This window comes from Leucobacter chinensis (genome assembly GCF_019049105.1).
GTDB lineage: Bacteria > Actinomycetota > Actinomycetes > Actinomycetales > Microbacteriaceae > Leucobacter_A > Leucobacter_A chinensis.
This window is the reverse complement of the sequence record NZ_JAHQZR010000017.1, coordinates 1-24,543: the sequence shown is the minus strand read 5'-3', so window position 1 is coordinate 24,543 and position 24,543 is coordinate 1. Positions and strand designations below refer to the sequence as shown.

The following is a 24,543-nucleotide window of genomic DNA, read 5'->3' as shown; positions in this document are numbered from 1 at the left end:
CGCATGGATTCAGAGCAACTGTCGGGCGAACTCGCGACAATTCTGTATACCGAGGCCCAGCTTAAGGCACGGCTCGAAGAGCTGGCCCGTGAGATTGAAGCCGACTACCCGGGTGAGCCACCGCTGCTCGTTGGGGTGCTCAAGGGCGCGATCATGGTTATGGCTGACCTCTCACGCGAGCTGCGCTTTCACGCTCAGATGGACTGGATGGTTGTCTCGTCGTACGGGGCAGGAACGAAGTCGAGCGGCGTTGTGCGCATCTTGAAAGACCTCGACGCTGACATTACTGATCGTGACGTGCTCATTGTCGAAGACATTGTTGAGTCGGGGCTCACGCTTTCATGGCTCAAAGAAAACTTCTTGAGCCGCGGGGCACGCTCGGTCAAGATCGTGACGATGCTTCGCAAACCCGAGCTCGCAAAGGTTGAAATCACGGTTGATTATGTTGGCTACGATATTCCGCCAGATTTCGTGGTCGGGTACGGGCTCGACTATGCCGAGGACTACCGAAACTTGCGTGACGTTGCGGTATTGGCACCGCATATGTACGAGAAAAAGTAACGTTCGGTTCGCCTACGGCAGAACTCCAGCAGATTTCCATGCCCGGCGGGGTAATCTCGAAACTATTACCCGCCGGGCATATTCGTTGACGAAAGGCGCTCATCTTGGCCGAAACAACACAGGGCAAAGGCAAGCAGCTCTTTAAAGGGCCGCTCATTTATTTCATCCTTGCGCCCCTCATTGTGCTGCTCGGATGGTCGCTGCTGGCCGGCGGAGGCATGAAAGAGGTCTCGACCCAGGACGGTCTTGCCTACATCACCGACGGCAAAGCCAAGAAGGTCACCATGATCGATGGTGACCAGCGAGTGAACGTTGAACTCACGAAGGCCGACAAAAAAGACGGCAAAGAGGTCTTCTTCTACTACGTTTCGCAGCGAGGAGACACCGTCGTTGAGGCGGTTACCGACGCCAAACTTAAAGACGGCTACACCGACGAAGTGCCGAAGCCGAATCCGTGGCTCTCGATGCTCGGGTTCCTCTTCCCGCTGTTGCTCATTGGTCTCTTCTTCTGGTGGATGCTTTCATCGATGCAGGGCGGCAACAAGGTCATGCAGTTCGGCAAGTCGAAGGCGAAGCTCATTGCCAAAGAGACGCCGCAGGTAACTTTTGCTGATGTTGCCGGGGCCGACGAGGCCGTCGACGAGCTGCACGAGATCAAAGACTTTTTGCAAAATCCGACCCGGTACGAAGCAGTCGGCGCCAAGATTCCGAAGGGTGTGCTGCTCTACGGCCCTCCCGGCACGGGTAAGACGCTGCTCGCGAGGGCGGTCGCTGGCGAGGCTGGCGTGCCTTTCTACGCAATTTCGGGCTCAGACTTCGTCGAGATGTTCGTCGGCGTTGGTGCGAGCCGTGTGCGTGACCTGTTTAAAGAGGCGAAGCAGAATGCCCCGGCCATTATCTTTGTCGACGAAATCGACGCGGTCGGCCAGCGCCGCGGCCAGGGCATGGGCGGCGGTCACGACGAGCGCGAGCAGACGCTAAACCAGCTGCTCGTTGAGATGGACGGCTTCGAACCAGGCATCAACATCATCATGATCGCCGCGACGAACCGCCCAGACATGCTTGACCCTGCACTTCTGCGCCCAGGCCGTTTCGACCGCCAGGTCGGCGTTGACGCGCCCGATATGAAGGGCCGCCTACAAATTCTCGAGGTGCACGCAAAGGGCAAACCGCTCTCGAAGAACGTTGACCTTGAGGTCGTCGCCCGAAAGACCCCAGGCTTCACCGGTGCCGATCTCGCGAACGTGCTCAACGAGGCGGCGCTGCTGACCGCTCGCTCCCACGCACAACTCATTGACAACCGTGCACTCGACGAGGCAATCGACCGCCTTGTTGCAGGGCCCCAGCGACGCACGCGCATGATGAATGATCAAGAGAAGCTGGTCACTGCCTACCACGAGGGCGGTCACGCGCTCGTCGCGGCCGCGCTGAACTACACCGACCCGGTCACGAAGATCACGATTCTGCCGAGGGGCAGGGCACTTGGCTACACCATGGTCATGCCGCTTGACGACAAGTACTCGGTGAGCCGCAACGAGCTGCAAGACCGCATCGCATACGCACTTGGTGGTCGAGTTGCTGAAGAGATCGTGTTCCACGACCCGACCACGGGCGCGGGCAATGACATCGAGAAAGCGACCTCAACGGCTCGCCAGATGGTGACCGATTACGGTATGTCGGCGACGCTTGGACCGGTCAAACTCGGCCAGGCTCAAAGCCCCTCATACCTTGGCGAGTTCGGCTCAAGCCGAGACTACTCAGAGGGCATTGCCGTTCAGGTTGACTCTGAAATTCGCGCCTTCCTCGAGCAAGCGCACAACGAGGCATATGAAGCGCTCAACCTCAACCGTGACGTACTCGATCGTCTCGCACTCGAACTACTCGAAAAAGAGACTCTCGATCACAACCAGATCGCTGAGATTTTTGCCGACGTGCAGAAGCTGCCAAAGCGTGAGGTGTGGCTCTCGAACGAAGACCGGCCTGTCTCGCAGCGCCCTCCCGTTGAGGTGCCTGAAGCGGTTCGCACCGATGGTGAAGCCGTGACGATTGCAAACCTCGACACCGATACCTCGAGCAAGCCGCAGGCACCGAAGGGTGTGGCCGAGCAGCAGGCTTCGACTGCCTCGGGTGAAGCTCCCGCAGGTGAGCAGCCTGAGGCTCACCCGCAGAGCGAAAACCCACCCGCTGCGAGCAGTGGTGGGGCTGTGCCGAAGAACCTCGGTGTGGTCGAAGACCCCGACACCGACTCGGGCCGGTAAGCGGTCTCGCATGGCGACCAAGGTGCTCGGCGTGCTCAACGTTACGCCAGACTCGTTTAGCGATGCGAACCGGTTTGCCGAGCACGAGGCCGCCGTGAAGCGCGGCATCGAGCTCGCGTCACTTGGCGCTTCGATCGTCGATGTTGGCGGTGAGTCGACGCGGCCGGGGGCAACGATGATCGGTGCCGCTGAAGAGCAGCGTCGGGTGCTTCCGGTCGTTCGCGACCTCGCCCGCGAGGGTATCTGCCTCTCGGTCGACACCTTGCGCGCGAGTACTGCCGAAGCCGCCGTGCTCGCTGGCGCACGCTACGTTAACGATGTCTCTGGCGGCGAGTACGACCCGGCCATGGTCGACACGATCGCGAGGCTCTCGGCTAACATCGACGGGGTTCACTACATCATCGGGCACTGGCGGGGTATTCCTGACCCAGAGCATGACCGCTCGAATTACGACGATGTTGTAGCCGAGGTTGCTGCGACGCTGAACGCAAACGCACAGCGGGCCCTCGAGGCGGGTGTCGCGCGCGAGAACATCGTGCTTGATCCCGGCCTCGGTTTCGATAAGACGGCAGAACAGTGCTGGGAGATCTTGCGCCGGCTCGACGAGATCACGGCCCTCGGCTACCCGGTGCTCATCGGAGCATCGCGCAAGCGAATGCTCGCTGAGATCGCAGGTGCCGATAAACCCGCCACCGAACGCGACCTCGCCACGAGCGTCGTGAGCGCTTTGAGCGCCAGGGCCGGAGCCTGGGGCGTTAGGGTGCACGACGTCGCAGCGACAGTCCAGGCGCTCGCGGTGACCGAGGCCTGGGGGAGTGCAGGCACCTCACCGACTCATGACGTGCCTCGCGCAGACCCGACACCCGTCACGAGAAGTGCGCTTAGCACGATTCGACTCACGGGGCTCGAAGCTTTCGCGCACCACGGGGTATTCGACTTTGAGCGGGCAAACGGCCAGAAGTTCGTTATTGACGCCGAGGTCGAGGTTGATCTCGCAGACACCGCCGACGACCTCAGCCGCACAGTGCACTATGGTGAACTCGCCGAGGCAATCGTTGCCTCGGTCGAGCGTGACCCGGTCGACCTCATCGAGACCGTTGCAGAACGTCTCGCGGGAGTCGCCCTCTCGTTCGCCGGGGTGCGGCGCACCACCGTTACGGTGCACAAACCAGAGGCACCCATCACGGTGCCCTTCCACGACGTTTCCATTACGGTCACGAGGGAGCGTGCACGATGAGCGCCACCCCCATGAAACAGCTGACCACGGTATTGCTTGCGTTCGGCGCGAATCTCGGCGACCGTGAAGCGACGATCCGCGAAGCTCAAATGATGATCGAGAACGCGGCAGGCGTGAGCGAGTTCAAAGCCTCTCCGCTGCGCGAGACGATCGCGTACAGAATTGAAGGCCCCGATCCCGAGGCGCCCAAGTATTTGAACGGCGTTGCGACCCTTACGACGACCCTTGGCGCGCACGAACTGCTCGATCTCGTGCAGAGCGTCGAGCAGCACCACGGTCGCACCCGGGAAGTCATCTGGGGTGATCGAACCCTCGACATTGACATCATCGTCTTCGGCGGCAAGGCCATCGCTGATGAACGGCTCCGGGTTCCGCACCCGCGTGCACACGAGCGCGACTTTGTGCTCTCGCCGTGGAATGACCTTGACCCCCACGCTGTGCTCATGGGGCACGGGCGCGTGAGAGACCTCCTTGAAGCAGCAGGAGACACCACGAATCCCTACGAAGGGGCTTCGGCATGAACCCCGAGGCGCGCAAGCTGAACCCCCTTACCCTCGTGGTCTTTGGCATCGTGGGCGCAGGTATCGGCCTGCTCCTGCAAACGTATCGCTCGGGCGTAGGGGTTGCGCCTTTTGCGCCGCCCCTTTCGTTGCCCGCTTCACTCCTCGTTATCGCGGTCTTGCTCATCGTGCTCGCTTTTCGGCTCAAGCGCGCGATTGTCGACACGCGCACGACCACGGTGAACCCCTTTCACGCAGTGCGGCTGCTGGCTGCCGCATGGGCATCGCAGTTTACGGGAGCGCTCTTCGCGGGCTTTGGGCTCGGCCTCTTCGTGATGATTGCGGGCCGAGTGACGCAGCTCGCTGCCGGGGTGTGGCTGCCCATGGGGCTCACAACCCTCACCGCTCTGGTGCTGCTCATCGCGGGGGTGTTCGCCGAACGGGTCTGCCGAATACCGCCTGATGACGGGGCCGAGAAGAGCGCGTCAGATGAGCGCACGGAAGGCCCAGAACACGGAACTGCGCAAGCATACGAACGGCCAAAAGACTAAACTAAGCCACGTGCAAACTCTTGAACCTCAATTTCAGTCAGACGCCCGTGAGTGGCAACGCGTTTCGCCGAAGTACGCCGTAGCAGATCTGCTCGTCAACCTCATCACCGGGGGCATCGTCATCGGCGTTCTCGTGTTTGTGTTCGCGGTCGCAGCCGATGAATGGCTCATCTGGTACACCCTCGCGGTTGCCGCGGTCACGATTATCGTGCTCATCTCGTCGGCGCTCGCGTTTCGCCGCGTGAAGGCCATCGGCTACATGCTGCGCGAAGACGACCTCATCTTCCGCCGCGGCATTATGTTCGAGCGCATCATTGCGGTGCCCTACGGCCGCCTTCAGCTCGTTGACGTCACCCGCGGCCCACTCCTGCGCATGCTCGGGCTCGCCTCGCTCAAGTTTGTGACGGCAGCGCCCGCAACCGGTGTGCAGCTTCCCGGCTTGAAAACGAAAGACGCCGAGCGGCTGCGCGACCAGCTCGTGGCACTCGCTGAGACGAGGCGGTCAGGCCTGTGACCCACGACGCTCACTCTGAGGCTCCCGAACCGGCAGCCGCCCAGGTTGCGGTCGAGCCAGACACCTGGCAAAGACTGCACCCGCTCACACCGATCATCGATGGCGGCCTCGTGCTTCTCATCGTTATCGGCGTCATCATCGCCAATATGCGCGACGCATTCATCAACCGTTTCGTCGGCAGCACGTGGAGTAACGAATACACGTCAGATGGTGAATGGGGCGAGCCAAGCTGGTTTGAGAGCAACATCATTCTCGTCGTAGCGCTCAGCGTGCTCGGCCTCATCATCATCGTGCTCGGCTTCGCCTGGCTCAGCTGGTTCTTCCACTCGTACCAGATCAACAGCAGCGCGGTCGAGATGCGTAAGGGCATTCTCTTTCGCAAGCACCGCAGGGCTCCGCTCGACCGTATTCAGTCGGTGAACCTGCAGCGTCCGCTCATCGCGAGGCTCTTCGGCCTCACCAAAATTCAGGTGCAGACCGGCGGATCAGACGGCGAGGTTGCCCTCGCATTCCTGTCGCACGGGGTCGCCAAAGACGTGCGGCAGCAGATCCTGCGCACGGCGGCCGCCGTTTCAGCGGGCAAGCCAGCGCCCGGAACAGAAGCCGCGAAGGAATCCTCGGGCAGTGCCCTCGCCGAGGAGCTTGACCGCCGCGCGCAAGAGTTCGTCGACGACGACATTGATTACGACGATGAGAACGCGGTCTCACTCGTACAGGTGCCAGCCGGCCGCCTTGTCGGCTCGATCGTGCTCAGCCACGAGGCGATATTCCTATACCTCGCCGTGATCCTGCTACCGTTCCTCGCGGCATCGCTCAGCTGGTACGTGCTCACTGCACTGATTCCCATCGTGATCGCCTTCGCTGGCATCTTGATTAGCCGCTTCAATAAGGGCTTCAACTTCACGATCTCGCAGTCGGGCAACGGTATTCGCACGGGATCGGGTCTCACCTCGACCTCGACCGACACGATTCCCAGGCACCGTATTCACGCGATCGACATCTCTCAGCCGCTCTGGTGGCGCCCCTTCGGATGGTGGCGCATTCGCCTCACGACCGCTGGCAGTACCGCCGCGAGCGCGGGCAATAGCAACCAGGGAGTGCTCGAAAACGTCGTCTTGCCGGTGGGCAAACGCGAAGACGTTCTCGCGATTGCCACGCTCATCTCGCCGCACCTGAGCGATCCTGGCGAACAGCACTGGGTGCTTGACGCGCTCGACGGGCCCGGAACCGGCTTCACGAAGGCCGGTCCGCGCTCTGCCTTGCTCCTACTCTTTGGGCGTCGCCGGGCCGGCATCTCGATTGCCCACGGTGACACGTTGAACGCCACCGTGCGCATTCGTCGGGGTGCCTTCACGAGGCATCTCGTCATGTTGCCGATCGCACGCGCGCAGTCGATCATGCTGCACCGGCCGATGGTGCATACTTGGCTCGGCCTCGCGACCATTGTGCTGCACACCGTCATGGGGCCCGTGAGCGCCCAGGTGCGAGGACTCGCCCGCAGTGATGCTCAGCAATGGTGGAACTATCTCGCGAACACCGCAGTGAGGGTTCAGCGCGGCGACGAGGCCCCGAGGCGCGCGCCCAGGCACGCGGCCGTGGAGGAGCCCGAACAGTGACGGGCGCTGCCGGGCGCCTCGGCATAGGCATCATCGGCGCGGGGCCTGTGGGTCCCGTGCTCGGCCGTGCACTCGCGGGCGCCGGGCACGAGATTCTTGCGATCAGCGCGGTGAGCGACGAAAATCGCGAGCGTGCAGAGGCACTCTTGCCGGGCGTTCCGATCCGCACCCCCGATGAAATCGTGCGTGACTCGCAGCTCGTGATCTTCGCGATACCCGCGGGTGAACTCGAAGCGCTCGTGCACGGGCTCACCGAAACCGGGGCGTGGCAGCCGGGGCAACTCGTCATGCACACCGCGGCAGCGTTCGGGTACGGGGTGTTTGCGCCAGCGATGCAGAGCGGAGTGATCCCGCTCGCGTTTCACCCCGCGATGGTGTTCAGCGGCACGAGCCTCGACCTGGCCAGGCTGCACGAGGCCACCGTCGCGGTCACGGCCCCCGCGCCGGTTCTGCCCATCGCGCAGGCACTCGCCGTTGAGATCGGTGCCGAGCCCGTGGTCGTGGCCGAAGAGGCCCGTGCAGAGTACGCCGACGCGACCACGGCACTCGGCGAGCTCACCGCCTCGCTTGCGAGGCAAACCGTTGCGACGCTCACCGACCTCGGGATCGAGATGTCGTCGCGAACCGTCGCGAGCATCGCGCGCGCGGCGCTCGACGAAGTCTTGCTTGAAGCCCCACGCGATGAGGGGCTGTAAGAACAGCTAGACTGGTCAGGTCTGATACCCAAGGCGTTACGCCCGACCTCAAAGGATGCCAGTGACTGACACGACTCAGCCAGAAGAACTGAATGCGAGCGAGTTCGAACAGGAAGTGTTCGAACAGAAAGCCGTACGTATGGCTAAGCGTGACAAACTCAACGCCCAGGGCGGCCTTGGCGGCGGGGCATACCCCGTTGCATTGCCCATCACGCACACGATTCCTGCGGTGCGCGCTGAGTTCGGCAAGCTCGAGGAAGAGGCCGATTCGCGCTCTGGCGTGACCGTCGGCGTTGCTGGCCGTGTTGTGTTTCAGCGCAACACTGGCAAACTCTGCTTTGCCGCGCTGCAGTCGGGTGACGGCACCCGCATCCAGGCGATGGTGAGCCTCGCTGAGGTGGGCGAAGAGTCACTCGCAAGCTTCAAAGAGCTCGTTGATCTGGGCGACCACCTCTTCGTCCAGGGCGAGGTCATCTCGAGTCGTCGTGGCGAGCTCTCAATCATGGTGACCGAGTGGCAGATCGCTTCGAAGGCGATCGCGCCCCTTCCCAACGTATACAAAGAACTGAACGAAGAGACGCGGGTGCGCCAGCGCTACCTCGACCTCATCGTTCGCGAGCAGGCCCGCGTGAATGTCGTGACGCGTGCACGCACCATGGCGAGCCTGCGTAAAACGTTCGCCGAGCGCGACTTTCTCGAGGTCGAAACCCCGATGCTGCAGGTCATGCACGGCGGCGCCGCTGCACGCCCGTTCGTGACTCATTCGAACGCGTTCGACACCGAACTCTTCCTGCGCATTGCTCCCGAGCTGTACCTCAAGCGTGCCCTCGTCGGCGGCATCGAGCGCGTGTTCGAGATCAACCGAAACTTTAGGAACGAGGGCTCAGACTCGACCCACAGCCCAGAGTTCGCGATGCTCGAGTCGTACGAGGCGTACGGCGACTACAACTCGATCGCAGACCTCACGCAAACGCTGATTCAGAACGCTGCGCTCGCGGTGAACGAGGGAACCGAGCGCGAGGGTTCGCACGAGGTGCTGTGGGCTGACGGAACGCTCTTCGATCTTGGCGGTAACTGGGATCGCATCTCGATGTACGGCACGCTCTCAGAGGCGCTCGGCCGCGAGATCACCCCCGCGACCCCCGTTGACGAACTGCAGCAGATCGCCGACACCGAGGGCGTTCAGGTGCCCCACGCCAACCACGGCAAGCTCGTCGAAGAGCTCTGGGAGCACTTCGTTAAGGGCGGGCTCACGCGCCCGACCTTCGTCATGGACTTTCCCGTCGAGACGAGCCCGCTCGTGCGCCAGCACCGCGACATCGAGGGCGTCGTCGAGAAGTGGGATCTATACATCAACGGCTTTGAACTCGCGACCGGCTACTCAGAGCTCGCCGACCCCGTGATTCAGCGGGAGCGCTTCGTCGAGCAGGCTGCTCTCGCGGCCCAGGGCGACGACGAAGCACACCCGATCGACGAAGAGTTCTTGCGCGCACTCGAGCACGGCATGCCACCCGCTGGCGGCATGGGAATGGGCATGGACCGACTACTCATGTCACTCACGGGCCTCGGCATTCGCGAAACGATTCTGTTCCCGCTCGTGAAGTAGCGCCGCAAGGCAATCGCCACCGTTCTTTTCAGGAAAGCCAGGTACAGTCACCACTATGGATGTCTTTTTAGATGGAGTGTGGGCGATCACGCCGACCCTGCTCATTGGTCTCTTCTTCGCATGGGTCTTGCGTCTGATCTTGCGTGCCGACCGGAGCGAACGCCGCGTGTTTCAAGACATTGAGAACGAAGAGCGCGCGAAGGCCGGCTTGCCGCCGAAACAGTAGCGCTTCACCGTCTCAACGCCGTCGCAGCCAAGCACCGCCTCACCGCGGGACGCTGGTTGCGGCGGCGTTTGCGCGTTTACGAGCGAAATTGGGCGCTCACGGCGTCGCGGCCTAGGTTACTATGGTGCATGGACATAGGGGCGTCGGTTGCCCACGAACTGGGCGAGGAGACGCTACACGGTGATACCTTTTGATATGCAGGGGCTGAGCTCATTCGCGCTTGCCTGGACCATCACACTTACGGTGGTCGACAACCTGCTTCGCATCACCGCGCTCTTCGTTGTGCCGCGCAACCGCAGACCAACCTCGGGCATGGCCTGGCTCATGGCGATCTTCTGGCTGCCGATCCCCGGCTTCCTGCTCTTTCTCGTGATCGGTAGCAACCGCCTGCCGAAGCACCGCACCGAGAAACAGGAGACGATTAATGGCCTCGTGACCGGCATCGCCGAACGCGAGAACAACAAGCTCGTCTCGAATCACGATGACCTTCCCGCCGCACTCGTGCCGGCGGTCAAGCTTGGTACGAGGCTCGGGGCCCAGCCGATGCTCTCGGGCAACGCGGCATCGATGAGCATCAACTATGAGCAGTCGCTGCTCGACATCGCGAAGGCGATCGACGAGGCCGAGACCTTTGTGCACATTGAGTTTTACATTCTCGCCCTCGATGACACCACTCGGGTGCTCTTCGACGCGATGCGTCGCGCAATCGAGCGCGGGGTAGAGGTGCGTGTGCTGCTCGACCACATCGCGTCGGTGCGCAACATGTACGGCAAAGAGACTCGCGAAGAGCTCGACGACATGAACGCGCAGTGGTCGTACATGCTTCCGGTTCGCCCGTGGCGCGGAGAGTACCAGCGCCCTGACCTGCGCAACCACCGCAAGCTCGCGATCATCGACGGCAAGGTCGGGTTTATGGGCTCGCTCAACATCATCGATGCCTCGTACAACCTCAAAAAGAACCTGCGCCGTGGGCTCCTCTGGCGCGATCTTATGGTTCGGCTCGAGGGCCCCGTCGTGCTCGGCCTCGAAGCGGTCTTCCAGGGCGATTGGTACATCGAGACCGGCGAGTTTCTCGAGCATCTTTCGCCGTTTGAAACCTTCGTTGACGACGAGACAAAGCAACCGGGTGATCTCGACTGCCAGATCTTGCCGAGTGGCCCCGGCTACGCGAACGAAAATAACCTGCAGGTCTTCGTTGCGCTGCTCTACACGGCCCAGCACCGTATCAGCATCACGAGCCCGTACTTCGTGCCTGACGGATCGATCATGAACGCGCTTCGGGCCGCGACCGCGCGTGGCGTCGAGGTTGAGCTGTTCGTGTCAGAGATCGGCGACCAGCCGCTCGTGTATCACGCTCAGCGCTCGTACTACGAGGAGCTGCTGCGTGCTGGCGTGCGAATCTTCATGTACAAGCCGCCGTTCATTCTGCACGCGAAACACTTCACGATCGACACCGAGGTCGCCGTCGTGGGCTCTTCGAACATGGATCAGCGCTCGTTCGGCCTCAACATGGAGGTCTCGATGATCGTGCACGGCACCGAGTTCGTGAGCGACCTCGACGAGGTTAATGACTACTACCGTGAGAACTCGCGCGAACTGCTCGCCGAGGAGTGGTCGCAGCAGCCCCTGCGTTCGCAGCTCTTCGACAACCTGGCTCGCCTCACGTCGGCGCTACAGTAGCCCGTTGCGGATCGCGGGTCGCGGCTCGCCGATTGCGTACTCGTGCCGGCGCGAGGCTATGCCTGCGGAGCTTGGCTCAGCAGATCGCCAACGTCGCAGTTCAAGGCCCGGCAGATGGCCGTGAGTGTCGTAAAACGAATCGCCTTGGCCCGATCGTTTTTGAGCACCGAAAGATTCACAACGCTCACCCCGACGAGTTCGCTGAGCTCGGTGAGTGTCATCCCTCGTGCCTCAAGCAGCTCATCGAGGTGGCAGCGAATCGCGTGAGTCTCTTCGGGTGGCACTAGATGAGCCCCTCACTGTCGCGCTGTAACCGCACACCCCGGGCCCAAAGCATCGCGACGAGCCCGAGTACCACGCCGAGCGCGAGCATCGGCCAGTCGGTGTCTTGCAAAGGGGAATAATGGCCTGCCACCAGCCACGACCCGGCCGCTGAAGGGGCCTCGCCGCTGCTCGGCAGGCCGAGCTCTGTGAGCGCGACCTCTGAGGCGAGCGCGGTGAACCACGGAATGACGACTGAGCCCACGAGGCTGAGACCAGAAATGACCGCGAGAAACACCTGCCCTGTGCGAGCAAAGGGGCGCTGGCCGACGAGGCGACGCGTGAGGGCGATGACTCCTAGGCACCCGGCGATGACGGTCGCAAAGGGAATCGCGGTTGCGACACCGGTCAGCACGCGGGGCAGAATGAGGGGCTCGAACCCCTCGACGAGCGCATCGTCGTGGGAGACGCGACTGCCCCCGATACCACTGAGTCCGGCAACCTCGTTCGTTTCGGGCATGGCAATGGCGGCTGTGAATGAGAATGATCCGTCGACCGGGCTTGTGACGCTCCAAGAGGTGACGAGCAGTGCGTAGAGCAGGGCGATGAACCCTACAATGCTTGCCGCGGTGATGAGTACGGTCGCGAGTGATTTCTGGATGATCATTAGACGAGTCCTTCGACTTCTTCTTGCATGCGCAGGGCCCTGGCGAGCGCGATATCGAGCAGGCCGAGCGAACACACGATAAAGAGAATAATTGCGTACCATGCCCACCATATGGCGCCGGCAGGGGTTTGTGAGCGAACGTCGAGGGCTGCTTCGACGCCGTTTGCGGCGAGGTGCCAGCAGGCGTAGGCGGTAGCCGCCCCGATTGCGAGCCCGAGGGTGAGGGTTCGCACGAGCCTGCTTGTCGCCCGAGAGAAGAAGGATCCGCGCAGGAATGTCCAGGCGATACCGCCCGTGCAGACGATGCCGCACAGACCCGTCAGGCACGCGACGATGATTGTGGCACCGAGCGCAATGGTCGAGAGCGGATTCAGCTGCGTGACGAGTACGTTGATCGTCGTGAGCGTTCCCGAGACCGGTTCGGTTGAGATCGCTCCTTCGGAACCGAAAGCGGTGAGGCCCTCCGCGGTTACTGCGGCGTCGTTGACGGGCAGTCGCCACATGATCCCGTCCGGTGTGAAGAAGCTGCGAAATGTTGTGACGGTGATAGTGATGACGCTCACAGCGGCGAGTACGCCCATGACGAGAATCGTGAAAACATCGGGCCGGAGCCTACGCTGCTGTTGGAACTCTGACTTCGTATTGTGTGACATTAGATGAGTCCTTCGGTTTCTCGGTGAAGCTTTGCGCCGACGGCGAATGCGTGAGCGGTAATGGCACCCACGATGGCAAAGAAGATCCACGGCAGAACCGAGAATGAGACTGCCTGCGTGAGTTCGCTGAGCCCTGCCCATCCGTGCCCGCTGTCGAAACCTCCGGCTCCTGACCCGACTCCCGTACCGATTCCCGCTCCGATTCCCGTGCCGATTCCCGTGCCGGTTCCCGCGACGGTTCCCGCGACGGTTTCGACCGCCGTCATGAAGGTGAGCATGGGTTGTGCGATAAAGGTCATGAGGGCAATGATCCACGTCGCGCCGATTGCCACAGCGGTACCTCGGCTGAACACGCTGCCGCGCAGCACATTTCGTGCGACGAAGCCGAGGCCCACCGCGATGCCGATGATGCCGACGATCAAGAGTGCCGGTCCTGCGATCGCGGGTGCCAAGGCCGATGCGGGCAGGTCGCTGACGGTGAGTGAGATGCTTTCGACCGTGGCGGTGACCCCGGAGCTGAGCGTTTGCGGGCTGGCCCCGAGCACCTCGGTTTTCACCGCTACCTCACCCGTGCCGACAATCTCGACGATGCGGGCGACGCTCACAGCAACCCCCGCAGCCGCCCCGAGCACGCCAAGCCCGAGAAACGCCCACAGCGAGACCCGGTCGGCCGCGCCGAGATGGTGGGTTACTTCTGCCGCGACCGTCGCCTTCGTTTCGGCGTCCTGTCTGTGCTGCCGCATGTTATCTCCATATCGATATTCGATAATAACGTTAATCGATATGTTGGCGGATCGCTGGCCGTCCTGTCAACCCCGAATGTTGTCGCGCCTCCTTCGTTTATTGGTGGGCTTATTGTTGCTTGTTGCTTGTTGCTTGTTGCTTGTTGCTTGTTGCTTGTTGCCGACGTGCTTGCTGGGGCTGGTAGCACGTTGACGTTTTTGTGCTCGGGTTTTGAAGATCTACTTGACGAAAGGCAGGGTGTTTTCGGCTGCACACCCTGCTTTTACGTCAAGCAGCGTCTGAAATAGCAGGCACAGAGGCGCGACAGGGTACTGGTAAGGACTTGCGCGGGTTCGACTTGCTCGGGTTCGACTTGCGCGAACTGGACTTGCTCGAGTTCGGGCGGCTCGGTTCTTGCCGTCAGTTACGGAAGGGCAGTGGTGAGCCTACGAATAAACCCCTGTGGAGCTCGAAGGTCACGAGCGGTCGCACGCAACACCCTCCAGCCAGCTGCGATCATCAGCTCGTGCCGCTCGACGTCGAAACGCGCTTGCTCCTCGCCACCGCTGAAGTGATACTGGCCCTCGTATTCGATCGCTACCCGGAACGTCGGGTAGCCAAGATCTGCGTGCAAGGTGAGGCCTTCAACCTCAATGGTGCAGTTGACTTGAGGCTCCGGCAGCCCCGCTTCACGAATACGTAGACGCAGTGCGCTTTCCGCCGGAGAATCGACGGGCCAACGAAGTAAGGGAAGAGCCGCGGCTCGGGCAACCGAGCCGACCGATCTTTGATGCTGTGCGGAAGCGCCATAGAGATCGGCGAGCGTCGCCAGAGGTGGGGAACGTTGGCCGCCGCCTCTGTCCATACGCTGCCCTGTAAGCAGAGCATCGCCGAGAGCAACGAGTCGCTCATGACTGACCCTGCCCGCGAGCATGCACCACGTATCGGCCGGTGAGGTTACCGGAAGCCCCGCAACTCGATAAACCTCAATAGTTTCAGGCCGGACCGAGTGGCCTGCGACTCCCACCCGACGCAATGCACGGGCTGGAAGCTCGGTAACGATATCGATGGGCGGCGGGTTGCGTGCGCTCCGTTCTCGTGTTTGCGGCAGGGGAAGCCCGTAGAGTTCGGCAGCAGTGAAGCGGGAAAACGCATCTGCCGGCCTCAGTACTGGCAACAGCGCTCGGCAGCGCAGTTCGAGTGAGTGCAACGGCATAAGTGATGGATTCACGACAATGCCATGGGAAGCTCGCGGCATATCTTTACTCTGAACGCGGCCTTTCGTTGCACCTCGCGAGATCACCTCAGAGACTCGCAGCGCGTCTGCGTCGAAATGAGGGAAAGGAGCACGTCGGTTCATCGTGGTTCCTACGATGCCGTAACCGTTGGTGTGGGTTCGCTTATTAACAAACTCAGCGGTACTTATGGTGCTGTGAACGGTGAATGTCTTGCAAGTTTTTGGGGTGGGGGGCATCGCAAAGGATATTGCTCACCCTTTTACAGATCCTTGCTTTTGCGCATTCTTGCGAAGTGAGTATCGGTAATATCTGACGCCCTTTTGGAAAGGTTTCTCTTATTCGAAGCGATGTATTGCCGGGGAATGGGTTGTGCTCGCCGAAAGCTACGTGCTGCCCCATAAAGTCTGATTTGTTTGACGAAAAGCAGGGTGTGCGCTCGAAAACACCCTGCTTTTCGTCAAGTAAACGGCGAAAAGGTGAGCAGAGGTGCCGCGAGGCGCAAAAGAGTGCCACGGCTCGTTGAAGGCATGCCGTGCGGCGCAACAGAGCGTCACGGGTTGCAACACCATGCCATTGCGCACTGCAGAGGGTCAGCGGGCGCTGGAGGGTGTTAGCGGCCGCGGCAGAATTACAGCGGGCGCGACAGCGCAAGGCGGCCTGCGCCACAGGGCGTCTGCGCTCAGCGTCGGTTGTGGCAGCAGCGCGGCCAGCCTGCCCAAGCCCGAAGTCGAAAGCGCCAAGCGCCAAGCGCCAAGCACCGAAAGCCCCGATCACGCCGACGGCGAACATTTGCCCACGAAGCAGGTCTAGCCCGTACGCTGGTGGCATTGGGAGACGTGTACGTTGCACGTCGCGACGAGGAGAAACACATGTTCGAGAGATTTACCGACCGCGCACGCCGCGTTGTCGTGCTCGCGCAAGAAGAAGCGAAGTCGCTCAACCACAACTACATTGGCACCGAGCACATTCTTCTGGGACTCATTCAGGAGGGCGATGGCGTCGCCGCGAAGGCGCTCGGTGAACTCGGCATCTCGCTCGACGCTGTGCGCGAGCAGGTCATTGACATCATCGGCCAGGGGCAGCAGCCGCCGGCCGGCCACATTCCGTTCACACCGCGCGCCCGCAAGGTGCTCGAGTACTCGCTGCGCGAGGCTCTGCAGCTCGGCCACAACTACATTGGCACCGAGCATATGCTGCTCGGCCTGCTGCGCGAGGGCGAGGGCGTTGCTGCCCAGGTGCTCATTAAGCTTGGCGCCGATCTCAACCGTACCCGCCAGACCGTGATTCAGATGCTCTCGGGCTACCAGGCGGGCAACAAAGAGACGGTCTCGGTCGGCGCGACCGAGACGCCCACCCAGGAGAAGGGCTCGAAGGTGCTCGACAACTTCGGGCGCAACCTCACCCAGGCAGCCCGAGACGGCAAGCTCGACCCGGTCATCGGCCGCGAAAAAGAGGTCGAGCGAGTCATGCAGATTCTCTCGCGCCGCACGAAGAACAACCCGATCCTGATCGGTGAGCCCGGCGTTGGTAAGACTGCCGTCGTTGAGGGCCTTGCGCAGGCCATCGTGCGCGGCGAGGTTCCCGAGACGCTGAAAGACAAGCAGCTCTACGTGCTTGACCTCGGCTCGCTCATCGCCGGCTCACGGTACCGCGGTGACTTCGAGGAGCGCCTCAAGAAGGTTATGAAGGAAATTCGTGACCGCGGCGACATCATCATCTTCATTGACGAGATTCACACGCTCGTCGGTGCGGGTGCAGCCGAGGGCGCGATTGACGCAGCCAACATCCTGAAGCCCATGCTCGCGCGTGGTGAGCTGCAGACCATTGGTGCGACGACGCTTGACGAGTTCCGCAAGCACTTCGAGAAGGATGCCGCGCTTGAGCGACGCTTCCAGCCGATTCAGGTCAACGAGCCCTCGATTCCGCACTCGATCAACATTCTCAAGGGCCTGCGTGACCGTTACGAGGCACACCACAAGGTTTCGATCGCTGACGACGCGCTCGAGGCGGCGGTAACGCTCGCTGACCGGTACGTGCAAGATCGCTTCTTGCCAGACAAGGCTATCGACCTGATCGACGAGGCAGGCGCCCGCCTGCGTCTCTCGATTCTGTCGAGCCCGCCCGAGCTGCGCGAGTTCGACGAGCGCATCGCGGTCGTTCGTGCCGACAAAGAGAAGGCAATCGAAACGCAGGACTTCCAGAAGGCAGCCGAGCTGCGCGACGAAGAGAAGAAGCTTATCAACGAGCGCCTGCGCCGTGAGAAAGAGTGGCGCAAGGGTGAGGTCGAGACCGGCGGCATCGTCGACTCGGGCCTCATCGCCGAGGTGCTCGCAAACGCGACCGGCATTCCCGTGTTCAAGCTGACCGAAGAGGAGACCGCGCGTCTTCGCTTCATGGAAGAAGCGCTGCACCAGCGCGTCATCGGCCAGAATGAGGCGATCTCGGCGCTGTCGAAGTCGATCCGCCGCCAGCGTGCTGGACTCAAAGATCCGAAGCGCCCCTCGGGCTCGTTCATCTTCGCCGGGCCCACGGGCGTTGGTAAGACCGAGCTTGCGAAGGCACTCACTGAGTTCCTGTTTGACGACGAAGATGCGCTCATCTCGCTCGACATGTCAGAGTACGGCGAGAAGCACACCGTTTCGCGCCTGTTCGGTGCCCCTCCCGGGTTCGTCGGCTTCGAAGAGGGCGGCCAGCTCACCGAGCGCGTGCGCCGCAAGCCATTCTCGGTCGTGCTCTTTGACGAGATCGAGAAGGCTCACCCCGATATCTTCAACTCGCTGTTGCAGATTCTTGAAGAGGGTCGCCTCACCGACGGTCAGGGCCGCGTAGTCGACTTCAAGAACACCGTCATCATTATGACCACGAACCTCGGTTCGAAGGGTATCGCCGGTGGCCCCGTCGGCTTCCAGGTCGAGGGCAACGAGGCGGCAACCTACGACATGATGAAGGGCAAGGTGATGGAAGAACTGAAGAACCACTTCAAGCCCGAGTTCCTGAACCGTGTCGACGACACCATCGTGTTCCCGCAGCTGTCGAAGGAAGAGATTCTGCAGATCGTGCACCTCTTCATCAAGAGCCTGCGCGACCGTCTGCTCGATCGCGGCATCGACATCGAGGTTTCAGAGGCTGCTCGCCAGCACCTCGCCGACAAGGGCTACGACCCATCGCTCGGCGCAAGGCCGCTGCGCCGCGCCGTGCAGCAGCTCGTCGAAGATCCGCTTTCAGAGATGATCTTGAATGCCGAGCTCGTGTCGGGTGACACCGTGAAGGTCGACTTCGTTGAGAACGAGCTCACCTTCGTCGTTGAGCACGGGGCCGAGCGTGACGCGGGTGCTGTGAGCGCCTCGAACGCCGCGGCAACCGCTTCGACGGCAGCAACGCCCGACGTTATCTAACGCGACACTGAAAACGCCCCTGGTCTTAAGGCCGGGGGCGTTTTTCGTTGCATGAAGACCGGGTTAGACTGGAGTGATGAATACCGAGATCATCATTCGTCCAGCCCGCACGACTGACGTGCGCAAGATCAGCGAACTGATGGAGCCCCTCGTTGCCAGGCGAATTCTGCTCGGTAAAGATCTCGTCGTGCTGTATGAGCAGGTGCAGGAGTTTCTCGTTGCCACTGACCAGGAGGGCGAGATCATCGGGTTTGGTGCGTTGCACCCGATGTGGGAGCACCTGGGCGAAATTCGCACGATCGCGTCGGTCGACTCGTGGCTTGGCAAGGGCGTCGGGAGCGCGCTCATGCGTGGCCTCGAAGTGAAAGCGCGCGACCTGGGCCTCTCGAAGCTCTTTTGCCTGACCTTCGAGACCGAGTTCTTCACCCGTCACGGTTTCACACCGCTCGACGAAAACGACACGCTCGTCGAGGCCGATGTCTATGCCGAACTCCTGCGCTCGCCCGACGATGGCGTGGCCGAGTTTCTCGACCTTGCGCGCGTGAAGCAGAACACCCTCGGCAACACACGCATGCTCAAACGTATTTAATCAGCCTGCGCGGGTAGTCTGTCGTTCATGAGCGAGCCCTACGACCACAGCGACCCCGAGACGGGCACACCAACGCGCCTTCCGGCGAAGGTCTACCGCCGGCGACGTGTTGCGGTTGTGGCGGGTTTGCTCGCGGTGATCGTGATCATCGTCATGCTCGTGGTGGGCCCGCAGGGGGTTGCCGGTTGGTTCGGCGGTGGCGAGAAGCCCGAGCAAGCCGACTCGCAAGGCAGTGAGCAAAGCGCTGAGGCGAAGCCCAAGGGCGATAAGACATCGCCGAAGGATGCCGCGAGCTGCGACATGAAACAGGTTGCGGTCGAAGCAATTACCGACCAGTCGAGCTACGATTCGGGCGAATCACCCCAGTTTTCGCTGCGCGTGACAAACCACAACGATGTGCCGTGCGACCTCGACCTCGGTACGAAGACGATGGGTTTCGTGGTGACGAGCGGGGGCGAAACCTACTGGGATTCTCGCCACTGCCAAACGAACCCCGAGACGACGCTCGTGCGCATGGAACCCGACCAGTCGCTCGAAACAGAGGCATTGCCTTGGAACAGAACGCGAAGCACTCCCGAGACCTGCGACTCTGAACGCCCGGTGGCTCCTGGTGGCGGCGCTTCGTACCACCTCACGGCCGAAATCGCGGGCGTCGAGTCACCCGAGTCTGCCCAGTTTCTCATGTACTGACCCCGGTTTGCGTTGAAAGCAGCGGATCGCTGCCAAGCAGAGAGAAGCCCAGCTATTCGCAGGCTTACGCCCGACGAATTCCCCGGAACGCTCGATTAGACTAAACGATCGTGACGATGACTTCTTTAGCGGCAGCAGTGAGCACCCCGTTTCTTGGCCTGCTCGGTATCGACTGGCTTGACCCCGAGACCCTTCTTGAGGTTGGTGGATGGGCCGCGCTCATTCTCGCGATCGCGTTCGTCTTTCTTGAAACCGGTGTGATCGTTCTCGCGTTCTTGCCGGGTGACTCGCTGCTCTTCACGGTCGGGCTCTTCACTGCAACCGGCGTTATCGACGTACCCATCTGGATTACGTGCCTGTTCCTCTTTGTCGCGGCGTTTGCCGGTGATCAGCTTGGTTTCATGCTCGGGCGAAAGGCTGGCCCCGCTATCTTCAAGCGTGAGAAGAGCCGCCTCTTCAACCCCGAAAATGTCGAGCGCACGCACGAGTTCTTTGAGAAGCACGGCCCCAAGGCCATCATTATCGCGCGCTTCTTGCCGGTGTTCAGGGCGTTCGTTCCCGCGGCGGCCGGAATTGGCAATATGACCTATCGCCGTTTCATCGCCTACAACTGCGTGGGCGCTCTCCTGTGGGCGGTCGGTGTGACGCTGCTCGGTTACTTCCTCGGGAGCATTGAGTGGGTGCGCAACTACAGCGAGTACATTATCATCACGCTCGTCTTGCTGCCAGGCATTCCCATCTTGATTGAGGCCATCAAAGGCTTCAGTGCCTGGCGCCGAAACCGCAAGGTGACCGAGCAGGAATAAGCGGGGCGTGAGCGCTGCGAGACGTGAACCGGGGCTGTCGCAGGCTTTCAACCGTCGACGCGCAGTGCGAGCCACAACTGAGCGCGGTCGTCTGCGCTCTCGAGTGAGACGCCTATCATCGACTCGATGCGTTCAAGCCTCGCTCGAAGCGTGTTGCGGTGAATGCCAAGCACCTCTGCAGCGACACCGCGCTGACCATGCTGCTCGAGAAAGACGCGCAGGGTTTCCCTGGCTTCGTGGTCACAACTGGGGTCGTGTAGCGAGAGTGAACCCAGCACGGCGTGGCTTGCCGAGGGGCTCTCAGGGGCCGCGAGCAGTAGCTCGAGGAGCGCGTTCGATTCGGTTGCCCTGAACACACGCGGGGTGCGCGGGGTGCGATACAGACGCTCGGCGCTCGAGAGTCTCGGTACGAGGGCCTCGGCCGAACGGCGGCTCACCTCGGCGTGTTGAAGCTCGGTCTCAACCCCCACCGCGACGTCGAGGCCAGCGATGGTGATGTTTTCGATGGCCTCGCCAGCGAGCTCCGGGCTCACCACTTGCCAGGCGAGCACCACGCCCTGCGGTGTCGCCGGCTGTGTTCGTGCGTTTAGGGGGTACCTCGTGATGAGCCTCATGCTTCCTTCACGGTGCTGTGAACGCCAGGCAGAGATGGCTTCAGCCTGGCCCTGTACGACGAGCACGTGCACTCGCTCGGGTAGGGTGATGTCGGGATCAAGCAAGTGTACAAGCCGCTGGGGATCAGCGGCTCCCGTTACGATCGCCTTCGTTACGCGGCCCCAGCGCTCCCTTTCGATGACGGAGTTGTGCGCACGCGTACGGTCGTCAATGCTGAGCACCATTGCGGCCGAGGTGAACGCTGCCGCGCCCTCGGGTTCGAGCGGCGGGCCTGGGGCCACGAGTTCCCGCCCGGAGCCTACCGAGAGCCGTTGCGACTGCTCGGCGCCCTCGTCGAAGCCTTGGGTTGCAGCGATGCTGCGCCCGTCTCGGTCAATGAGTGCCACCTGTCTGTCGGTAAGTTGCGCGACAGCCGAAATGATTGCGGCTGGGTTTGAACCCGAGTGCGCGAGGTTCAACACGCGACGCTGCGCGAGCAGCGCCTCTCTTGCCTGGCCAAGGTCGTCGCGTTGACGCAGCAGCGAGACCTGTCTCGCGAGCGCCGCGGGGGCTAATGCTGCGGGGGCAAGCAAGAGGGTCAGCTGGTAGTCTCCCGCGGCTTGCGTGAGCGCGGTCGGTGGCTTTGCGTGGGGAGTGGCTGCGGGAGAGATCCACACGAGCGCCGGTGTGCGCGCCCTCGTGAGTGAGGCGACGAAGTCTCGCCAGGCCGTCTCGGGTGCGGCTTCGGTTACGACGATGAGTGCTTCGGCGTCGGCGTAACGGAGCGCTTCGCCAGGGCTGGCGTGTGCGACCCACGAGATCGGTGAGGTGAGCGAGGCGGCTTGCACGAGTTCGAGGCCGAGGTCGGCGGCTTCGAGCAGGTCGGTGACTGAGGCCATGGTGCTATCTTTGCACAGTTTTTGGTGTAATGCTGTGCACTATTGATAGGCGGATCGCGACCAGTGGCGGCGTACAGTGATTCTCGAAGGCCTGCGTACCGCGGGCGACGAAGCCCGAAAGGAACGATGCTCGATGCTAAGCCAGCAAGACCCAGCACCCGAAGCGCCCCGAGGGGCGCTCGGGGGAATTCGCGTTGCAGACTTCTCGAGGGTGCTCGCCGGGCCGCACGCGACCATGATGCTCGCCGATCTTGGTGCCGATGTCATCAAGATTGAGAGCCCCGCGGGCGATGGAACGCGGGCGTGGGTTCCACCTGCCAACGCGCTGGGGCAGAGCACCTACTTTGCGGGGGTCAACCGTGGCAAGCGTTCGGTCGTTATTGACCTCTCGACCGACGAGGGGCGTGCCACGGCGATGCACTACGCTACGACCGCCGACGTGGTCATTCAAAACTTTAAGCCCGGCACCATGGAGCGCTTCGGGCTCGGCTACGAAACGGTTGCTGAGGCGAACCCCGGTGTCGTGTATTGCTCGATCTCGGGGTTTGGCGACGGCGGAGGCAAAGATCTACCGGGCTACGACCTGCTCGTGCAAGCGGTCGGTGGGCTCATGAGCATCACCGGTGCCGAGGGAGGCGAGCCCCAAAAGGTGGGCGTTGCGCTCGTCGACGTGCTCACGGGGCAGAACGCCGTAATTGGCATTCAGGCGGCGCTTCGTGCGCGCGACGATGCCGACTCACCGACGCGGGGCAGGGGGCAGCACGTCAAGGTGAACCTGCTGTCAACGCTGCTCTCGTCGCTCGCCAACCAGGCATCATCGACGCTCGAGACCGGAGTATCGCCACAGCGCATGGGAAATGCCCACCCCTCGATCGCTCCGTACGAGACCTTCGAGACGGCCGATCAGACGATCGTGCTCGCGGTGGGCACCGACGGACAATTTCGAGCACTCTGTGAGGTGCTGGAGCTTGCGCAGGTTGCCGACGACGAGCGTTTCGTCTCGAACGAGCTTCGCGTCGCAAACCGTGCCGCCCTGGGCGAAATCATTACCGAGAAGCTCAGTGAGCAGCCGGCGCAGCACTGGATCGACGCCTGCATGGCCCGCAAGATTCCCGCGGGGCGTGTCAATAGCGTCGGTCAGGCGTTTGAACTCGCCGAGCAGTTGGGGCTTGGCGCCGTCGCCCAGACGGGTGAAGTGCGCTCGGTCGCAAACCCTATCGACCTGGGCCTCACCCCGGCGAGCTACACGCTTGCTCCGCCGCACCTCGGTGAGCACACCGGAGCCGACTGGCTGCCGGCCACGAACAACCGTTAACCCCGCACTACTCAACGAGAAAGATCATCGATGAATACGATCGACACCCTGTTTAATATTTCAGACTTTGTGACCGAAGAAGAGCGCGAGTGGCAGATGCGCGCGCGCGAGTTTGCTCAGACCAAGATTCAGCCGGTGATCGACCAGGCTTTCGAAGATCGCAGGCTCCCCGTCGAACTGCTGCCCGAGGTTGGTACGTTTGGCGCCTTCGGTATGTACATGGACGGTTATACGCTGCCAGGGGCCTCATCGGTTGCCTACGGTCTTGTCGCGATGGAATTTGAGGCCGTTGACTCGGGCTTTCGCACCGCGCTTTCGGTGCAGGGGTCGCTCGCGATGGGCGCCATTCATAAATTCGGTTCTGAAGAGCAAAAAAATGAGTGGCTGCCTCAGATGCACACGGGCGAAGCGATCGGTTTCTTCGGCCTTACCGAGCCGCAGGGCGGATCAGACCCGAACACGATGCTCACGACCGCACGCCGTGAAGGAAACGAGTGGGTTCTGAACGGGAAAAAGCGGTGGATCGGCCTCGCCTCAATCGCGAAGCTGGGCGTGATCTGGGCGAAGGACGAAGAGGGCATCGTGCGCGGCTTCATCGTGCCAACCTCGACCCCGGGCTTCACCGCGACACCGATCGAAAACAAGCTTTCGATGCGCGCCTCGTTGCAGTGTGAAATCGAGCTCGATAACGTGCGACTTCCCGCCGACGCCATCCTGCCTGGTTCGAAAGGCCTTTCGTCGCCATTTAAGTGCCTCAATGAGGCTCGCTATGGGATTGTATGGGGTGCCATGGGGGCTGCTCGGGCATGTCTTGAGGTCGCTGTCGAACGCTCGCAAACCCGCGAGGTATTCGGGCAACCGATCGGCAGCAAGCAGATCACGCAGGCCAAGCTCGCCGACATGTTTGTCGAGTATGAGAAGGGTATGCTGCTTGCGTTGCACCTCGGTAGGCAGAAAGATGCAGGCAAGCTCACGCACGGTCAAATCTCGGTGGGCAAGCTGAACAGTGTGCGCGAGGCAATCAAGATTGCCGGTACCTGCCGTTCGATTCTTGGTGGCGACGGTATTACGACTGATTTCCCGGTGATGCGTCACATGGCAAACCTCGAGTCGGTGCGCACGTACGAGGGCACCGATGAAGTGCATCAGCTCGTTATTGGGCGTGAGCTCACGGGTATGGCTGCGTTCTAGGAGCGAGTCTCCACAAGGGGTGGGGGGGGGGGGGGGGGGGGGGGGGGGGGGGGGGGGGGGGGGGGGGGGGGGGGGGGG

At 61.9% G+C, this 24,543-nt stretch carries 23 protein-coding genes; 17 read left to right on the top strand and 6 right to left on the bottom strand.

Annotation, left to right across the window (positions count from 1 at the left end; translation table 11 throughout):
• Positions 1 to 3: 3 nt before the first annotated feature.
• From hpt to cls, 11 genes are all read left to right on the top strand, one after another.
• On the top strand, positions 4 to 561 hold the full coding sequence (gene hpt, locus KTJ78_RS12880) for a hypoxanthine phosphoribosyltransferase (RefSeq protein WP_217136477.1): 558 nt from the start codon (positions 4 to 6) through the stop codon (positions 559 to 561).
• Between the two features lie 104 nt (positions 562 to 665).
• Positions 666 to 2,819, top strand: a complete 2,154-nt coding sequence (gene ftsH / locus KTJ78_RS12875) for an ATP-dependent zinc metalloprotease FtsH (protein WP_217136475.1) — start codon at positions 666 to 668, stop codon at positions 2,817 to 2,819.
• A 10-nt stretch (positions 2,820 to 2,829) separates the two neighbouring features.
• Positions 2,830 to 4,056 (top strand): dihydropteroate synthase, encoded by a 1,227-nt coding sequence (gene folP, locus KTJ78_RS12870; RefSeq protein ID WP_217136473.1) that lies wholly within the window; start codon positions 2,830 to 2,832, stop codon positions 4,054 to 4,056.
• The gene (folK, locus tag KTJ78_RS12865; RefSeq protein ID WP_254259697.1) at positions 4,053 to 4,577 is read left to right on the top strand and encodes a 2-amino-4-hydroxy-6-hydroxymethyldihydropteridine diphosphokinase; all 525 of its coding nucleotides are present in this window, start codon (positions 4,053 to 4,055) and stop codon (positions 4,575 to 4,577) included. Before folP ends, folK begins: the two co-directional genes overlap by 4 nt.
• Positions 4,574 to 5,107 carry a DUF3180 domain-containing protein gene (locus KTJ78_RS12860; RefSeq protein WP_217136471.1) on the top strand — a complete coding sequence of 178 codons (534 nt, stop codon included), beginning with the start codon at positions 4,574 to 4,576 and terminating at the stop codon, positions 5,105 to 5,107. The genes folK and KTJ78_RS12860 overlap by 4 nt, the downstream gene beginning before the upstream one ends.
• A gap of 10 nt (positions 5,108 to 5,117) precedes the next feature.
• A complete protein-coding gene (locus KTJ78_RS12855) occupies positions 5,118 to 5,621 on the top strand; it encodes a PH domain-containing protein (RefSeq protein ID WP_369808098.1) in 504 nt (167 codons plus the stop codon).
• Positions 5,618 to 7,237, top strand: a complete 1,620-nt coding sequence (locus KTJ78_RS12850; protein WP_217136467.1) for a PH domain-containing protein — start codon at positions 5,618 to 5,620, stop codon at positions 7,235 to 7,237. Before KTJ78_RS12855 ends, KTJ78_RS12850 begins: the two co-directional genes overlap by 4 nt.
• On the top strand, positions 7,234 to 7,932 hold the full coding sequence (locus KTJ78_RS12845) for a DUF2520 domain-containing protein (RefSeq protein ID WP_369808097.1): 699 nt from the start codon (positions 7,234 to 7,236) through the stop codon (positions 7,930 to 7,932). The genes KTJ78_RS12850 and KTJ78_RS12845 overlap by 4 nt, the downstream gene beginning before the upstream one ends.
• 61 nt (positions 7,933 to 7,993) lie before the next feature.
• On the top strand, positions 7,994 to 9,538 hold the full coding sequence (lysS, locus tag KTJ78_RS12840; RefSeq protein ID WP_369808096.1) for a lysine--tRNA ligase: 1,545 nt from the start codon (positions 7,994 to 7,996) through the stop codon (positions 9,536 to 9,538).
• A gap of 55 nt (positions 9,539 to 9,593) precedes the next feature.
• On the top strand, positions 9,594 to 9,764 hold the full coding sequence (locus KTJ78_RS12835; protein WP_217136460.1) for a hypothetical protein: 171 nt from the start codon (positions 9,594 to 9,596) through the stop codon (positions 9,762 to 9,764).
• Positions 9,765 to 9,959: 195 nt separating this feature from the next.
• Positions 9,960 to 11,444 carry a cardiolipin synthase gene (gene cls, locus KTJ78_RS12830; protein ID WP_217136570.1) on the top strand — a complete coding sequence of 495 codons (1,485 nt, stop codon included), beginning with the start codon at positions 9,960 to 9,962 and terminating at the stop codon, positions 11,442 to 11,444.
• Between the two features lie 56 nt (positions 11,445 to 11,500).
• Here the strand turns inward: cls and KTJ78_RS12825 are convergent, their stop codons facing one another.
• The 5 genes from KTJ78_RS12825 to KTJ78_RS12805 all read right to left on the bottom strand — a co-directional run bounded on the left by KTJ78_RS12825 (position 11,501) and on the right by KTJ78_RS12805 (position 15,108).
• Positions 11,501 to 11,728, bottom strand: a complete 228-nt coding sequence (locus KTJ78_RS12825; protein ID WP_217136459.1) for a helix-turn-helix domain-containing protein — start codon at positions 11,726 to 11,728, stop codon at positions 11,501 to 11,503.
• Positions 11,728 to 12,372, bottom strand: a complete 645-nt coding sequence (locus KTJ78_RS12820) for a hypothetical protein (RefSeq protein ID WP_217136457.1) — start codon at positions 12,370 to 12,372, stop codon at positions 11,728 to 11,730. Before KTJ78_RS12820 ends, KTJ78_RS12825 begins: the two co-directional genes overlap by 1 nt.
• Entirely contained in the window at positions 12,372 to 13,025 is a 654-nt protein-coding gene (locus KTJ78_RS12815; RefSeq protein WP_217136455.1) for a hypothetical protein, read from the bottom strand. Before KTJ78_RS12815 ends, KTJ78_RS12820 begins: the two co-directional genes overlap by 1 nt.
• Positions 13,025 to 13,768: a hypothetical protein gene (locus KTJ78_RS12810; RefSeq protein WP_217136453.1), complete on the bottom strand. Its 744-nt coding sequence runs from the start codon at positions 13,766 to 13,768 to the stop codon at positions 13,025 to 13,027. Before KTJ78_RS12810 ends, KTJ78_RS12815 begins: the two co-directional genes overlap by 1 nt.
• Positions 13,769 to 14,172: 404 nt before the next feature.
• A complete protein-coding gene (locus KTJ78_RS12805) occupies positions 14,173 to 15,108 on the bottom strand; it encodes an endonuclease domain-containing protein (RefSeq protein WP_217136451.1) in 936 nt (311 codons plus the stop codon).
• Positions 15,109 to 15,855: 747 nt separating this feature from the next.
• Here KTJ78_RS12805 and KTJ78_RS12800 point away from each other — a divergent pair.
• The 4 genes from KTJ78_RS12800 to KTJ78_RS12785 all read left to right on the top strand — a co-directional run bounded on the left by KTJ78_RS12800 (position 15,856) and on the right by KTJ78_RS12785 (position 20,466).
• On the top strand, positions 15,856 to 18,381 hold the full coding sequence (locus tag KTJ78_RS12800) for an ATP-dependent Clp protease ATP-binding subunit (RefSeq protein ID WP_217136449.1): 2,526 nt from the start codon (positions 15,856 to 15,858) through the stop codon (positions 18,379 to 18,381).
• 76 nt (positions 18,382 to 18,457) lie between these two features.
• Positions 18,458 to 18,970 carry an amino-acid N-acetyltransferase gene (locus tag KTJ78_RS12795; protein ID WP_217136447.1) on the top strand — a complete coding sequence of 171 codons (513 nt, stop codon included), beginning with the start codon at positions 18,458 to 18,460 and terminating at the stop codon, positions 18,968 to 18,970.
• Between the two features lie 27 nt (positions 18,971 to 18,997).
• A complete protein-coding gene (locus KTJ78_RS12790; RefSeq protein ID WP_217136445.1) occupies positions 18,998 to 19,660 on the top strand; it encodes a hypothetical protein in 663 nt (220 codons plus the stop codon).
• 116 nt (positions 19,661 to 19,776) lie between these two features.
• Complete coding sequence (locus KTJ78_RS12785; RefSeq protein WP_217136443.1) at positions 19,777 to 20,466, top strand: DedA family protein; 690 nt, start codon at positions 19,777 to 19,779, stop codon at positions 20,464 to 20,466.
• Between the two features lie 47 nt (positions 20,467 to 20,513).
• Here the strand turns inward: KTJ78_RS12785 and KTJ78_RS12780 are convergent, their stop codons facing one another.
• A complete protein-coding gene (locus KTJ78_RS12780) occupies positions 20,514 to 21,959 on the bottom strand; it encodes a helix-turn-helix domain-containing protein (protein WP_217136441.1) in 1,446 nt (481 codons plus the stop codon).
• 133 nt (positions 21,960 to 22,092) lie between these two features.
• Between KTJ78_RS12780 and KTJ78_RS12775 the strand changes: the two genes are divergently transcribed.
• Both KTJ78_RS12775 and KTJ78_RS12770 read left to right on the top strand, forming a co-directional pair.
• The gene (locus KTJ78_RS12775) at positions 22,093 to 23,274 is read left to right on the top strand and encodes a CaiB/BaiF CoA transferase family protein (RefSeq protein WP_217136439.1); all 1,182 of its coding nucleotides are present in this window, start codon (positions 22,093 to 22,095) and stop codon (positions 23,272 to 23,274) included.
• A 30-nt stretch (positions 23,275 to 23,304) separates the two neighbouring features.
• Positions 23,305 to 24,465, top strand: coding sequence for an acyl-CoA dehydrogenase family protein (locus KTJ78_RS12770; RefSeq protein ID WP_217136437.1), 1,161 nt, complete (start codon positions 23,305 to 23,307; stop codon positions 24,463 to 24,465).
• Positions 24,466 to 24,543 lie beyond the last annotated feature (78 nt).

Excerpts from the sequence above, each read along its gene's own strand:
- folP (WP_217136473.1), top strand. The coding sequence starts at position 2,830 with ATGGCGACCAAGGTGCTCGGCGTGCTCAACGTTACGCCAGACTCGTTT.
- KTJ78_RS12770 (WP_217136437.1), top strand. The coding sequence starts at position 23,305 with ATGAATACGATCGACACCCTGTTTAATATTTCAGACTTTGTGACCGAA.
- KTJ78_RS12820 (WP_217136457.1), bottom strand. The coding sequence starts at position 12,372 with ATGATCATCCAGAAATCACTCGCGACCGTACTCATCACCGCGGCAAGC.
- KTJ78_RS12775 (WP_217136439.1), top strand. The coding sequence starts at position 22,093 with ATGCTAAGCCAGCAAGACCCAGCACCCGAAGCGCCCCGAGGGGCGCTC.
- KTJ78_RS12800 (WP_217136449.1), top strand. The coding sequence starts at position 15,856 with ATGTTCGAGAGATTTACCGACCGCGCACGCCGCGTTGTCGTGCTCGCG.
- KTJ78_RS12815 (WP_217136455.1), bottom strand. The coding sequence starts at position 13,025 with ATGTCACACAATACGAAGTCAGAGTTCCAACAGCAGCGTAGGCTCCGG.
- KTJ78_RS12780 (WP_217136441.1), bottom strand. The coding sequence starts at position 21,959 with ATGGCCTCAGTCACCGACCTGCTCGAAGCCGCCGACCTCGGCCTCGAA.
- KTJ78_RS12785 (WP_217136443.1), top strand. The coding sequence starts at position 19,777 with ATGACTTCTTTAGCGGCAGCAGTGAGCACCCCGTTTCTTGGCCTGCTC.
- cls (WP_217136570.1), top strand. The coding sequence starts at position 9,960 with ATGCAGGGGCTGAGCTCATTCGCGCTTGCCTGGACCATCACACTTACG.
- KTJ78_RS12790 (WP_217136445.1), top strand. The coding sequence starts at position 18,998 with ATGAGCGAGCCCTACGACCACAGCGACCCCGAGACGGGCACACCAACG.
- KTJ78_RS12860 (WP_217136471.1), top strand. The coding sequence starts at position 4,574 with ATGAACCCCGAGGCGCGCAAGCTGAACCCCCTTACCCTCGTGGTCTTT.
- KTJ78_RS12795 (WP_217136447.1), top strand. The coding sequence starts at position 18,458 with ATGAATACCGAGATCATCATTCGTCCAGCCCGCACGACTGACGTGCGC.
- KTJ78_RS12810 (WP_217136453.1), bottom strand. The coding sequence starts at position 13,768 with ATGCGGCAGCACAGACAGGACGCCGAAACGAAGGCGACGGTCGCGGCA.
- folK (WP_254259697.1), top strand. The coding sequence starts at position 4,053 with ATGAGCGCCACCCCCATGAAACAGCTGACCACGGTATTGCTTGCGTTC.
- KTJ78_RS12835 (WP_217136460.1), top strand. The coding sequence starts at position 9,594 with ATGGATGTCTTTTTAGATGGAGTGTGGGCGATCACGCCGACCCTGCTC.
- KTJ78_RS12805 (WP_217136451.1), bottom strand. The coding sequence starts at position 15,108 with ATGAACCGACGTGCTCCTTTCCCTCATTTCGACGCAGACGCGCTGCGA.
- hpt (WP_217136477.1), top strand. The coding sequence starts at position 4 with ATGGATTCAGAGCAACTGTCGGGCGAACTCGCGACAATTCTGTATACC.